The organism is Gluconacetobacter johannae (assembly GCF_014174305.1).
Lineage (GTDB): Bacteria > Pseudomonadota > Alphaproteobacteria > Acetobacterales > Acetobacteraceae > Gluconacetobacter > Gluconacetobacter johannae.
Genome location: NZ_JABEQH010000006.1, coordinates 23,462 through 35,318, shown reverse-complemented (window position 1 = coordinate 35,318; position 11,857 = coordinate 23,462). Strand labels below are relative to the sequence as shown.

23 protein-coding genes are annotated in these 11,857 nt (G+C 64.5%); all 23 read left to right on the top strand.

The genetic code is table 11. The features are described from left to right. The first annotated feature begins 64 nt into the window (after positions 1–64). The 23 genes from rpsJ to HLH21_RS05320 all read left to right on the top strand — a co-directional run bounded on the left by rpsJ (position 65) and on the right by HLH21_RS05320 (position 11,685). Positions 65–373, top strand: a complete 309-nt coding sequence (gene rpsJ / locus HLH21_RS05430) for a 30S ribosomal protein S10 (protein ID WP_007282720.1) — start codon at positions 65–67, stop codon at positions 371–373. Between the two features lie 10 nt (positions 374–383). Beyond that, entirely contained in the window at positions 384–1,067 is a 684-nt protein-coding gene (gene rplC, locus HLH21_RS05425) for a 50S ribosomal protein L3 (RefSeq protein WP_182942103.1), read from the top strand. Between the two features lie 12 nt (positions 1,068–1,079). Continuing rightward, positions 1,080–1,694, top strand: coding sequence for a 50S ribosomal protein L4 (rplD, locus tag HLH21_RS05420; protein ID WP_182942101.1), 615 nt, complete (start codon positions 1,080–1,082; stop codon positions 1,692–1,694). Positions 1,695–1,729: 35 nt separating this feature from the next. Continuing rightward, complete coding sequence (locus tag HLH21_RS05415) at positions 1,730–2,026, top strand: 50S ribosomal protein L23 (RefSeq protein WP_012227954.1); 297 nt, start codon at positions 1,730–1,732, stop codon at positions 2,024–2,026. A gap of 16 nt (positions 2,027–2,042) precedes the next feature. Continuing rightward, positions 2,043–2,873: a 50S ribosomal protein L2 gene (gene rplB / locus HLH21_RS05410; RefSeq protein ID WP_182942099.1), complete on the top strand. Its 831-nt coding sequence runs from the start codon at positions 2,043–2,045 to the stop codon at positions 2,871–2,873. 12 nt (positions 2,874–2,885) lie between these two features. After that, positions 2,886–3,164, top strand: coding sequence for a 30S ribosomal protein S19 (rpsS, locus tag HLH21_RS05405; RefSeq protein ID WP_182942097.1), 279 nt, complete (start codon positions 2,886–2,888; stop codon positions 3,162–3,164). A 1-nt stretch (position 3,165) separates the two neighbouring features. Then, positions 3,166–3,570, top strand: coding sequence for a 50S ribosomal protein L22 (rplV, locus tag HLH21_RS05400; protein ID WP_182942095.1), 405 nt, complete (start codon positions 3,166–3,168; stop codon positions 3,568–3,570). A 2-nt stretch (positions 3,571–3,572) separates the two neighbouring features. Beyond that, a complete protein-coding gene (gene rpsC / locus HLH21_RS05395) occupies positions 3,573–4,250 on the top strand; it encodes a 30S ribosomal protein S3 (RefSeq protein WP_182942093.1) in 678 nt (225 codons plus the stop codon). A gap of 55 nt (positions 4,251–4,305) precedes the next feature. Next, the gene (rplP, locus tag HLH21_RS05390) at positions 4,306–4,722 is read left to right on the top strand and encodes a 50S ribosomal protein L16 (protein WP_182942091.1); all 417 of its coding nucleotides are present in this window, start codon (positions 4,306–4,308) and stop codon (positions 4,720–4,722) included. A 1-nt stretch (position 4,723) separates the two neighbouring features. After that, a complete protein-coding gene (gene rpmC, locus HLH21_RS05385; protein ID WP_182942089.1) occupies positions 4,724–4,963 on the top strand; it encodes a 50S ribosomal protein L29 in 240 nt (79 codons plus the stop codon). Between the two features lie 13 nt (positions 4,964–4,976). Then, positions 4,977–5,255: a 30S ribosomal protein S17 gene (rpsQ, locus tag HLH21_RS05380; protein ID WP_182942087.1), complete on the top strand. Its 279-nt coding sequence runs from the start codon at positions 4,977–4,979 to the stop codon at positions 5,253–5,255. Between the two features lie 14 nt (positions 5,256–5,269). Then, complete coding sequence (gene rplN, locus HLH21_RS05375; protein WP_007399629.1) at positions 5,270–5,638, top strand: 50S ribosomal protein L14; 369 nt, start codon at positions 5,270–5,272, stop codon at positions 5,636–5,638. Next, positions 5,638–5,958: a 50S ribosomal protein L24 gene (gene rplX / locus HLH21_RS05370; protein WP_182942085.1), complete on the top strand. Its 321-nt coding sequence runs from the start codon at positions 5,638–5,640 to the stop codon at positions 5,956–5,958. The genes rplN and rplX overlap by 1 nt, the downstream gene beginning before the upstream one ends. A gap of 10 nt (positions 5,959–5,968) precedes the next feature. Next, entirely contained in the window at positions 5,969–6,538 is a 570-nt protein-coding gene (gene rplE, locus HLH21_RS05365; RefSeq protein WP_182942083.1) for a 50S ribosomal protein L5, read from the top strand. A 104-nt stretch (positions 6,539–6,642) separates the two neighbouring features. Next, positions 6,643–6,948, top strand: coding sequence for a 30S ribosomal protein S14 (gene rpsN / locus HLH21_RS05360; protein ID WP_182942081.1), 306 nt, complete (start codon positions 6,643–6,645; stop codon positions 6,946–6,948). Positions 6,949–6,960: 12 nt separating this feature from the next. After that, the gene (gene rpsH, locus HLH21_RS05355; protein ID WP_182942079.1) at positions 6,961–7,359 is read left to right on the top strand and encodes a 30S ribosomal protein S8; all 399 of its coding nucleotides are present in this window, start codon (positions 6,961–6,963) and stop codon (positions 7,357–7,359) included. Between the two features lie 10 nt (positions 7,360–7,369). Next, positions 7,370–7,903: a 50S ribosomal protein L6 gene (gene rplF / locus HLH21_RS05350; RefSeq protein ID WP_182942077.1), complete on the top strand. Its 534-nt coding sequence runs from the start codon at positions 7,370–7,372 to the stop codon at positions 7,901–7,903. Then, positions 7,903–8,265 (top strand): 50S ribosomal protein L18, encoded by a 363-nt coding sequence (gene rplR, locus HLH21_RS05345; protein WP_182942075.1) that lies wholly within the window; start codon positions 7,903–7,905, stop codon positions 8,263–8,265. Before rplF ends, rplR begins: the two co-directional genes overlap by 1 nt. Before the next feature lie 15 nt (positions 8,266–8,280). Further along, positions 8,281–8,856, top strand: coding sequence for a 30S ribosomal protein S5 (rpsE, locus tag HLH21_RS05340; protein WP_182942073.1), 576 nt, complete (start codon positions 8,281–8,283; stop codon positions 8,854–8,856). Further along, positions 8,849–9,037, top strand: a complete 189-nt coding sequence (gene rpmD / locus HLH21_RS05335; protein ID WP_182942071.1) for a 50S ribosomal protein L30 — start codon at positions 8,849–8,851, stop codon at positions 9,035–9,037. The genes rpsE and rpmD overlap by 8 nt, the downstream gene beginning before the upstream one ends. A 1-nt stretch (position 9,038) precedes the next feature. Continuing rightward, on the top strand, positions 9,039–9,527 hold the full coding sequence (gene rplO / locus HLH21_RS05330) for a 50S ribosomal protein L15 (protein WP_182942069.1): 489 nt from the start codon (positions 9,039–9,041) through the stop codon (positions 9,525–9,527). A 155-nt stretch (positions 9,528–9,682) separates the two neighbouring features. Beyond that, a complete protein-coding gene (gene secY / locus HLH21_RS05325) occupies positions 9,683–11,029 on the top strand; it encodes a preprotein translocase subunit SecY (protein ID WP_182942067.1) in 1,347 nt (448 codons plus the stop codon). Next, positions 11,026–11,685, top strand: a complete 660-nt coding sequence (locus HLH21_RS05320; RefSeq protein ID WP_182942065.1) for an adenylate kinase — start codon at positions 11,026–11,028, stop codon at positions 11,683–11,685. Before secY ends, HLH21_RS05320 begins: the two co-directional genes overlap by 4 nt. Positions 11,686–11,857: the final 172 nt, after the last annotated feature.

Below are 11,857 nucleotides of genomic sequence, written 5' to 3'. Positions count from 1 at the left end.
CCGGCCGGGGTCTCCTTTGGCGGCTCGGGTTCCCCCGAACCAGTAAAGTTGGACTGAACAGACGATGGACAACCAGAACATCCGCATTCGCCTGAAGGCGTACGATCATCGGGTGCTCGATAACAGCACCAAAGAGATCGTCAACACGGCGAAGCGTACGGGTGCGCGGGTTCGGGGTCCTATCCCGCTGCCGACGCATATCGAACGGTTCACCGTGAACCGCTCTCCCCACGTGGACAAGAAAAGCCGCGAGCAGTTCGAGATTCGGACTCATCGCCGGCTGCTCGACATTGTCGAGCCGACCCCGCAGACCGTGGACGCCCTCATGAAGCTCGACCTCGCCGCTGGCGTGGATGTCGAGATCAAACTTTAAGGTCCAGACGATGCGCACCGGATTGATCGCAAAGAAGCTGGGCATGACCCGGCTGTTTAAGGAAGACGGCACCCATGTGCCCGTCACCGTCCTGCATGTGGATAATTTGCAGGTGGTGGACGTCCGTACCCAGGACCGCGACGGCTATACCGCCGTGCAGCTGGGTTTCGGCGATGCCAAGGTGAAGAACGTCTCCAAGCCGAACCGCGGCCATTTTGCCCGTGTGAAGGTTGAACCCAAGAAGAAGCTGGCCGAGTTCCGCGTTGCGGAAGATGCCGTGCTGGAATCGGGCGCCACGCTGTCGGCAGCCCATTTCGTGGTGGGGCAGAAGGTCGACGTGACCTCCACCAGCAAGGGCAAGGGCTTCGCCGGCGCCATGAAGCGCTGGAACTTCGCGGGTCTCGAGGCTACCCACGGCGTGTCCGTCAGCCATCGTTCGCATGGTTCGACCGGTAACCGCCAGGACCCGGGCAAGACCTTCAAGAACAAGAAAATGGCCGGCCATCTCGGGTCCGAGCGCGTGACCACCCTCAACCTTGAGGTGGCGGCGGTGGATGCCGAGAAGAATCTGCTCATGGTCCGTGGCTCGGTGCCCGGCGGAAAGAACGAGCTGGTTCTGGTTCGTGATGCGATCAAGAAGGCCCGTCATGCCGAGGCGCCGTATCCGGCGGCCCTGGTTGCGGCTGCGGGCTGAGGATAGAGGGCAATGGATTACGAGATCAAAACCCTCGACAACGGAAGCGCCGGCACGGCCGTCCTTCCGGACGAGATTTTCGGGGCGACGCCGCGGGCCGATATCATGGCGCGCGTGGTGCACTGGCAGCTGGCCAAGCGCCGCGCCGGCACGCACAAGGTCAAGGGGATGGGCGAAGTCTCCGGCACGACCAAGAAGCCGTACCGCCAGAAAGGCACCGGCAGCGCCCGCCAGGGTTCGCTGCGTGCGCCGCAGTACCGCACCGGTGGCGCCGTTCATGGCCCGGTCGTCCGCGACCATGGCTATGACCTGCCGAAGAAGGTGCGTCGCCTGGGCCTGATTTCCGCGCTGTCGCAGAAGGCCGCGGAAGGCAAGCTGGTGGTGCTGGAAGCCGCGACCGTGTCGGGCAAGACGTCCGAGCTGGCCGCGAAGGTGAAGGCCCTGGGTTGGAAGTCGGCCCTGATCGTGGATGCCACGGTCGAGGAGAATTTCGGCCGCGCCGCCCGCAACCTGCCGAAGATCGACGCGCTGCCGACCATCGGCGCGAACGTCTACGACATCCTCAACCACGATGTGCTGGCGATCACCCGCGCCGGCGTCGAAGGCCTGAAGGAGCGCCTGGCATGACCAACGTGCTCGCAATCCGCAAGAAGGCGGAGCGCATGTCGCGCGAGGCGATGTACGACATCGTCCGCGCGCCGCTGATTACCGAGAAGGCGACCGCGCTTTCCGAGAAGAATCAGGTGGCCTTCAAGGTCGCGATCGACGCCACGAAGCCGGAGATCAAGGTCGCGGTGGAGACGCTGTTCGGCGTGAAGGTCCTGGGCGTGAACACCCTTGTCCAGAAGGGCAAGACGAAGCGCTTCAAGGGCCGTCCCGGCCAGCGTTCGGATGTGAAAAAGGCGTTTGTGCAGCTTGCCGAGGGTCAGTCCATCGACCTGACCGCGAAGCTGGTCTGACGCGGGGTAGCAAGACATGGCACTCAAGCACTTTAACCCGGTCACCCCCAGCCTGCGCGGGACGGTCCTGATCGACCGCAAGGAGCTCTGGAAGGGTAAGCCCGTCAAGGGCCTGACCGAAGGCAAGAACAAGTCCGGCGGACGCAACAACCATGGGCGCACGACGTCGCGCTTCATCGGTGGCGGCCACAAGCAGTCCTATCGTTTCGTCGATTTCAAGCGGCGGAAGTTCGATGTGGCCGGCACGGTCGAGCGTCTGGAATATGACCCGAACCGCACCGCCTTCATCGCGCTGGTGAAGTACGAGGACGGCGAGCTGGCGTACATCCTGGCGCCGCAACGCCTGAAGGTGGGCGACCAGGTGGTGTCCGGCGCGCGCGTCGACATCAAGCCGGGCAACGCGATGCCGCTGTCGGCCATTCCGGTCGGCACGATCGTGCACAACATCGAACTGAAGCAGGGCGCCGGCGGCAAGATGGCGCGGTCGGCGGGCACCTATGCCCAGCTGGTCGGCAAGGATGCCGGCTATGCCCAGATCAAGCTGCAGTCCGGTGAGCTGCGCGTCGTTCGCGGCGAATGCATGGCAACCGTCGGTGCGGTGTCCAATCCGGACAACATGAACCAGCATCTCGGCAAGGCGGGCCGCAACCGCTGGCTGGGTCGTCGTCCGCACAATCGTGGCGTCGTGATGAACCCGGTCGACCATCCGCATGGTGGTGGTGAAGGCCGCACCTCGGGCGGCCGTCATCCGGTCACGCCGTGGGGCAAGCCGACGAAGGGTTACAAGACCAGGGTCAACAAGCGTACGGACAGTCTGATTATCCGTCGCCGGAAGACCGGCAAGTAAGGGGCAAAGAAGATGGCACGTTCCGTCTGGAAGGGCCCGTTCGTGGACGGGTATCTACTGAACAAGGCCGATGCGTCGCGCGCGTCGGGCCGTAACGAAGTGATCAAGATCTGGTCGCGTCGCTCGACAATCCTGCCGCAGTTCGTCGGTCTGACGTTCGGCGTCTATAACGGGCGCAAGTTCCTGCCCGTTCAGGTGTCGGAGAACATGGTCGGGCACAAGTTCGGCGAATTCTCGCCGACTCGTACCTTTACGGGTCACTCCTCGGACAAGAAAGCGAAGCGGGGCTGACATGAGCAAGCCTAAGCATCCCCGCACGCTGGCGGAGACCGAGGCGCAGGCCCTGACGCGCAACATCCGCGTCAGCCCGCGCAAGCTGAACCTGGTCGCCGGCCTGATCCGCAACAAGCCCGCGTCGCAGGCCGTGGCGATCCTGACGTTCTCGAAGCGTCGGATTGCCCACGACGTCAAGAAGACGCTGGAAAGCGCGATCGCCAATGCCGAGAACAACCATCAGCTGGACGTCGACCAGCTGGTGGTGGTCCGGGCCGAGGTCGGCAAGTCGATCGTCATGCGCCGTTTCCATGCGCGTGGCCGTGGCCGTTCGGCGCGCATCGAGAAGTTCTTCAGTCATCTGAAGATCGTCGTGGCCGAGCGCGCGGCAGAGGCTGAGACAACCGAGCAGAAGGCGGCCTGACCATGGGGCACAAAGTCAATCCGATCGGGCTGCGGCTCGGCATCAACCGCACCTGGGACAGCCGTTGGTACGCGGGCGCCGATTATTCGCGCCTGCTGCATGACGACCTGAAGCTGCGTTCGCACCTGCGTCGCAAGCTGTCCGGCGCGGGCGTGTCCCGCGTGGTCATCGAGCGTCCGGCCAAGAAGCCCCGCGTGACGATCTACGCCGCCCGTCCGGGCGTCGTGATCGGCAAGAAGGGCCAGGACATCGACGTGCTACGCAAGGACCTGGCCCGCATGGCCAAGACCGATGTCGCGCTGAACATCGTCGAGATTCGCAAGCCGGAAATCGACGCGACGCTGGTCGCCGAGAACATCGCCCAGCAGCTGGAGCGCCGCGTGGCGTTCCGCCGTGCGATGAAGCGCGCCGTGCAGTCCGCCATGCGTCTGGGCGCCCAGGGCATCCGGATCAATTGCGGCGGCCGTCTGGGCGGCGCCGAGATCGCGCGCGTCGAATGGTACCGCGAGGGTCGGGTTCCGCTGCACACGCTGCGCGCGGACATCGATTACGGCGTGGCCACGGCGAAGACCACCTATGGCACCTGCGGTGTGAAGGTGTGGATCTTCAAGGGCGAGATCCTTGCCCAGGATCCGATGGCGCAGGATCGTCGCGCCGCCGAGCAGGCCCCGCAGCGCTAAGCTGCGGGACTTAGGACCGAGAAGGGCGCCAGGCGGCGCGTGAGGATTTAGAACAATGCTTTCCCCAAAGCGGACCAAGTACCGCAAGGCCCACAAGGGCCGCATTCATGGGCTGGCGAAAGGCGGGACGACGCTGAATTTCGGTGCGTTCGGCCTGAAGGCCCTGGAGCCGGAGCGGGTGACCGCCCGGCAGATCGAAGCTTCCCGCCGGGCCATCACCCGCGCGATGAAGCGTGCCGGTCGCGTGTGGATTCGGATCTTTCCCGATCTTCCCGTCTCGACAAAGCCCGCGGAAGTGCGTATGGGCTCCGGCAAGGGGTCGCCGGAATACTGGGTGGCCCGTGTGAAACCGGGTCGTATCCTGTTCGAGATCGAAGGTGTTCCGCCGGAGCTGGCGCGTGAAGCGCTGGCCCTTGGTGCTGCGAAGCTGCCGATCAAGACCAAATTCGTGACCCGTATCGGAGAGGCGTGAGATGGCAAAGGCAACCAAGCCGGCCGATCTGCGTGCCAAGACCGCCGAGGAACTGGAGACGCTTCTCATCGACCTGAAGCGCGAGCAGTTCAACCTGCGGTTCCAGCGCGCGACTGGCCAGAATGAGGGGCAGGCTCGTGTTCGCACGGTGCGTCGTGAGATTGCCCGCGTGAAGACGATCGCGTCCGAGGCGCTGAAGAAGAATGCTGCCGGCGCCAATGCGTCGGCCGCGAAGTCCTGAAGGGAGACGGGCGATGCCGAGGCGCGTCCTGACCGGACGGGTGACCAGCGACAAGATGGACAAGACGGTCACCGTCCTTGTCGATCGTCGGGTCATTCATCCGCTGTATAAGAAGTTCATTCGTCGCTCCAAGAAGTACGCGGCGCATGATGAGCTGAACGAGTGCAAGATTGGGGACATGGTACGCATTGAAGAATGCAAGCCGATCTCCAAGCGCAAGACCTGGACCGTGGTTGTCCGGAACGGTGCCCAGCTGGGCGCCGCCGACACCGCGTCCGGCGCGCAGGCGTAAGAAGGGCATAGGCTATGATCCATCCCGAGACCAACCTGGACGTCGCCGATAATTCGGGCGCGCGTCAGGTGCAGTGCATCAAGGTGCTGGGCGGTTCCAAGCGGAAGACCGCCTCGGTCGGCGACGTGATCGTCGTGTCCGTCAAGGAAGCGATCCCCCGCGGCAAGGTCAAGAAGGGCGACGTTCACCAGGCGGTGATCGTTCGCACGTCCTACCCGGTGCGTCGCGCCGATGGCAGCGCCATCCGCTTCGACCGTAACGCGGCCGTCCTGATCAACAAGCAGCAGGAGCCGATCGGCACCCGCATCTTCGGGCCGGTTGTGCGTGAACTGCGTGCGCGCAAGTTCATGAAGATCATTTCGCTGGCACCGGAGGTGCTGTGATGGCCGCGCGTATCAAGAAAGGCGACCAGGTCGTCGTGATCACCGGGTCCTCGAAGGGGACCCAGGGCGAGGTCCTGTCGGTCCGCCCCGATGACGGCAAGGCGGTTGTTCGTGGCGTGGCGGTGGCGAAGCGCCACACGCGCCCGAACCGCGCGGGCGAGCAGGGCGGCATCATCGAGAAGGAGATGCCGGTTCACCTGTCGAACCTGAAGCTGGTCGATCCCAAGAGCGGCAAGCCGACGCGCGTCGGCTTCCGGGTTCTGGAAGACGGCCGCAAGGTCCGTGTCGCCAAGGCGACCGGCGAAGTCATCGAAGGCTGAGGAGGCGGGGATGTCTGAAGTGCAAGAGACCCGCCAGGTGGCGCGTCTGCAGAAGCTGTATCAGGACGAGTTGCGCGCGAAGCTGCGCGAGGAGTTCGGCTACAAGAACGTGATGCAGGTTCCGCATCTCGAGAAGATCGTCATCAACATGGGCGTGGGTGAGGCCGCGGGCGACCAGAAGAAGCTGGACACCGCCGTCGCCGAAATGACGCTGATCGCCGGCCAGAAGCCGGTGAAGACCGTCGCGAAGAAGGCCATCGCCGGCTTCAAGATTCGCGAAGGCCTGCCGATCGGCTGTAAGGTCACCCTGCGCCGTACGCGGATGTACGAGTTCCTGGACCGTCTTGTGACCATTGCGCTGCCGCGCGTCCGCGATTTCCGCGGCCTGCCGGCGAACAAGGGTTTCGACGGCCGTGGCAACTTCGCCATGGGTCTGAAGGAACAGATCATCTTCCCGGAAATCGAGTACGACAAGGTCGACGATATCCGTGGGATGGACATCATCTTCGTGACCAGCGCGAAGACCGATGCGGAAGCGAAGGCTCTTCTGAAGGCGTTTGATCTGCCCTTCGCCGCTTAATTGCGGCGTTTGGGGCTTCCGCCAACAGGTCAGAAGACCTATTAGACACGTTGTTTGGAAAACCGTCGGGATGGCCCGACAGGTTCCGGAGGGTAGAACAAGGCATGGCCAAGATCTCCGCCGTTAACCGGAATGCCAAGCGTGCGCGCATGGCAGGACGGGACAAGGCTAAGCGGATTGCGCTCAAGAACATCATCATGGACCGGACGCTTCCGGTCGAGGATCGGTTCGAGGCATCCCTGAAACTCGCAGAGCTTCCCCGCAACGGTTCGCGCGTGCGCGTGCGCCTGCGGTGCAAGCTGACCGGGCGCGCCCGCGCCAACTACAGGAAGTTCGAACTCTGCCGCGTGGCTCTGCGCGACCTGGCCTCCAGCGGTCAGATCCCGGGCATGGTCAAGTCGAGCTGGTAAGGGCAGGGAACGATGTCACTTTCTGATCCTTTGGGTGATATGCTCACCCGGATCCGCAACGCGCAGCGCGCGCGTCATGCGGCCTGCGTGGCGCCGGCGTCAAAGCTGCGCGCCAATGTGCTCGAAGCCCTGCGGCGCGAGGGATATATTCGCGGCTTCGCGCAGGAAGACCTGCGCAAGGGCGTGGCCCAGCTGCGGATCGAGCTGAAGTACCTCGATGGCGAGCCCGTCATCAAGGAGATCCACCGGGTGTCGAAGCCGGGTCGTCGGGTGTACTCGAAGATCAAGGAACTGCCCCGGGTCTATGCCGGCCTCGGTGTGTCGATCCTCTCGACGCCGCGCGGCGTTCTCTCGGATGCGGAAGCCCGCGCTGCCAATGTTGGCGGCGAGGTCCTCTGCCGCGTATTCTGAGGAGGGATACATGTCACGTGTAGGCAAATATCCCGTCGAGATTCCGTCGGGCGTGCAGGTCTCCATCGTCGATGGCGTCTTCGTGGCCAAGGGCAAGCTGGGCGAGCTGAAGCTGCCGCTGTCCAGCCACATCGAAGCCGAAATCGCCGACAGCAAGGTTTCGGTCCGTCCGGTCGGCACCGCCGCCCAGGCGCGGATGATGTGGGGCACGACGCGGGCGCTGGTGGCCAGCATGGTCCAGGGCGTGTCCGTGGGCTTCTCGAAGACCCTCGAGGTGACCGGCACCGGTTACCGCGCGGCGGTCCAGGGCAGCAACCTGGTCATGAACCTCGGCTATTCGCATGACATCGTCTATGCGATCCCGCAGGGCATCAAGATCACGACGCCGCGCCCGACCGCCATCGTGGTCGAGGGCGTGGACAAGCAGCGGGTCGGCCAGGTTGCCCTGGACATCCGCAGCTTCCGCAAGCCCGAGCCCTACAAGGGCAAGGGTGTCCGTTACGACACGGAGACCATCCGTCGCAAGGAAGGCAAGAAGAAGTAATGAGCACGCAGCAGGATCTGCGGGAGCGTCGGCGCCAGCGTCTGCGTTTCCAGCTTCGCCGCAAGGGCGGCGGGCGTCCGCGCCTGTCGGTGTTCCGGTCAGGCAAGAACATCTATGCCCAGGTGATCGACGATGTCGCCGGGCGTACCCTTGCCGCCGCTTCGAGCCTCGACAAGACGCTGCGCGAGCAGCTGAAGAACGGCGCGGACTCGGACGCGGCTGCCGCTGTCGGCAAGCTGGTCGCCGAACGTGCGGTGGCGGCGGGTGTATCGCTGGTCGTCTTCGACCGCGGTTCGTATCTGTATCATGGGCGTATCAAGGCCCTGGCGGAGGCTGCCCGCGAGGGCGGTCTCGCCTTCTGAGGAAGGGGTCACGCAATGGCACGTGAACCGAGGGAAGGCGGCCGGGGCGGCCGCGATCGTGAGCGCGATGGCGACGATCTCGTCGACAAGCTGGTCACGATCAATCGTGTTGCGAAGGTCGTAAAGGGCGGCCGTCGCTTCGCCTTTGCCGCGCTGGTCGTGGTGGGGGACCAGAAGGGTCGTGTCGGCTTCGGCGCCGGCAAGGCCCGTGAGGTCCCCGAGGCGATCCGCAAGGCGACCGACCGCGCCAAGCGCGCGATGATCCGCGTCCCGATGAAGGAGGGCCGTACCCTCCATCACGACGTGGCGGGTCATTTCGGCGCCGGCAAGGTGGTGCTGCGCTCGGCCGACGCCGGCACGGGCATCATCGCCGGTGGTCCGATGCGCGCCGTGTTCGAGAGCCTGGGCATCAACGACGTTGTCGCGAAGTCCCTGGGGACCCGGAACCCGCACAACATGGTCAAGGCGACGTTCGCCGCGCTGGAGCGTTGCGCCAGCCCGCGTTCGGTGGCCAACCGCCGTGGCAAGAAGGTTTCGGACATCCTGGGTCGCCGCGACGCAGGTGCGACGGAGGCTGTCGCCGATGTCTGAGAACAAGGCAACGATCAAGGTCACCCAGGTGGCCTCGGGCAACGGGCGCAAGCCCGGCCAGCAGGCGACGCTGGTCGGGCTGGGCCTGAACAAGATCGGCCGCACCCGGGAACTGGAGGACACCCCTTCGGTTCGCGGCATGATCACCAAGGTGGCCCACCTCGTGAAGGTGGAGGGTTGATATGAACCTGAACGAACTGCGCGATAACGCGGGCTCCCGCTATCGCAAGAAGCGTCTGGGTCGCGGCATCGGGTCCGGCAAGGGCAAGACGTCGGGCAAGGGCGTGAAGGGTCAGAAGGCGCGTGAAGGCGTGTCCCTGAACGGCTTCGAGGGTGGTCAGCTGCCGCTGTATCGCCGTCTTCCGAAGCGCGGCTTCAAGAACATCTTCCGCAAGGTCTACGCCCCGGTGAACCTGGGCGCGCTGGATCGTGCGATCGAGGCCGGCAAGATCGACGGCAGCGTGGTGGTGACCGAGGACGTGCTGCGTAAGGCCGGCCTGGTCGGCAGCGGCAAGTTCGCCGGCGTTCGCCTGCTGGCGAAGGGCGAACTGGCCCGCGCAGTGACCATCGAGGTCGCCGGCGCCTCCGCGACGGCTATCGCCGCGGTCGAAAAGGCGGGCGGGACCGTCCGGACCACGGCGTCCGCCGCCGAGGCGCCTGCCTCCGCGTGACGCGCGCAGGGGTGGATGTCGCCGCCTGGCGCGCCACCCCGCCCGGGGCGTTGTCTCTTGCACCGCAGGGGATCGACCCCTTACACTCTTGTCTGGTTTGTCATGGCAGCGTCCCGTCTCGTGCGGCGACGCTGTTGTTGTGAAAGGACGGGCGCATGGCCTCCGCGGCCGAGCAGCTGGCTGCCAATCTGAACTTCAGCTCATTTGCCAACGCAACCGAACTGAAGAAGCGAATCTGGTTCACCCTGGGGGCGTTGATCGTCTATCGCCTGGGAACCTACATCCCGGTTCCGGGTGTCGACGCAACGGTCATGGGCCAGCTTCTGGCCCGTCACCAGGGCGGCATCCTCGGCATGTTCGACATGTTCACCGGCGGCGCGCTGGGACGCATGACGGTCTTTGCGCTGAACATCATGCCCTATATCAGCGGCTCGATCATCGTGCAGCTGATGTCGGCGGCCATTCCCTCGCTGGAGAACCTCAAGAAGGAAGGCGAGGCGGGCCGGCGCAAGCTGAACGAATACACCCGCTACCTGACGGTCGTAATCGCGCTGTTCCAGGCCTATGGCATCGCGGTGGGGCTGGAGAACATGCACAGCGAGGCGGGCGCCGCGGTGATTTCGCCCGGCCTGTTCTTCATCGTGTCGTGCGTGGTGACGTTGCTGGGCGGGACCATGTTCCTGATGTGGCTGGGCGAGCAGATCACCTCGCGCGGGGTGGGTAACGGCATTTCGCTGATTATCTTCGCGGGTATCGTCGCCAACCTGCCGCATGCGCTGGCCAGCCTGTTCCAGCTTGGGTACACGGGCGCGCTGTCGCCGTTCTTCGTGCTGGTGTTCCTGGTCCTGGCGGCACTGACGATCGCGTTCATCGTGTTCATGGAGCAGGCGCAGCGCCGGGTGGTGATCCAATATCCCAAGCGCCAGGTCGGCCAGCGGATGTTCGGTGGCGACTCGACCCATATGCCGTTGAAGGTGAACACCGCAGGCGTGATCCCGCCGATCTTCGCATCGTCGGTGCTGCTGATCCCGGTGACGATCTCGGGCTTCATGAACGGCAGTTCGATGCCGGGCTGGCTGTCGTTCCTGGGGCAGGAACTGGGCCAGGGGCAGCCGTTGTACATGCTGTTCTATGCGGCGATGATCGTCTTCTTTTCCTATTTCTATGCGGCGGTGACATTCAATCCGCAGGAAACGGCGGATAATCTGCGTAAGCAGAACGGGTTCATTCCCGGCATTCGCCCCGGCGCCAATACAGCGGCCTATTTCGACCGGATCCTGACCCGGCTGACCAGCATCGGCGCGGCCTACCTGGTGGCGGTCTGCCTGCTGCCGCAGGTCCTCATCAGTCATTATAACGTGCCGTTCTATTTCGGCGGGACCAGCCTTATCATCATCGTGTCGGTGACCATTGATACGGTGACGCAGATCCAGTCGCATCTGGTGGCCCATCAGTACCAGGGCCTGATGCGTAAGGCGCGGGGGAAGGGCAAGACGCGATGAATGTGATTTTCCTCGGCCCGCCCGGCGCGGGAAAGGGGACCCAGTCGAAGCGGCTGGAGACCCGCTACGGCATCGCCCAGATCTCGACCGGGGACATGCTCCGGGCGGAGGTCGCGGCCGGAACCGCGATCGGGGCGCAGGCGAGGGCGATCATGGATGCGGGGCAGCTGGTCCCCGACGACGTGATTATTGCCATGCTCGAGTCCCGCATCGAACGGCCCGATTGCGCCAACGGATTCATCCTGGACGGATTCCCCAGGACCGAAGCCCAGGCGGAGGCGCTCGACTCGATGCTGCGCGCGCGGGGCGCGCGAATCGACGTCGTGCTGTTTCTCGAGGTCGATGAGGAGGCCCTGGCCGACCGGGTTGCCGGCCGGTACACCTGCGCGGATTGCGGGGCGGGCTACAATGACCTGTTCAAGAAGCCGAAGGTCGAAAATACCTGCGACGTCTGTGGCGGACATCATTTCGTCCGGCGGGAAGACGACCGGCGCGACACCGTGGCGGCCCGTCTGACGGCCTATCGGCGGCAGACGGCGCCGATCCTGCCCTATTACGAGGCCGAGGGGCGCCTGTATCGTATCGACGGCATGGCCGACATCGACACGGTCACGGCCAAGGTGTTCGAGATCATGGATGGCATCACGAAGAAGTGATCGTTATTCATTGACTCTGAAGGGCGCGCGGGTATATTGCGCGCCCTCAAGGTATCGGCACCCACGACAGGTGGTGTGGGGGTGCCCGAGAAAACGAATCCGATTGATGATGGGGTTGACCGGCGGTGCCGGCACGTTCACGACGCTCCGGCAAACGGCCGGTGGCGTGGAA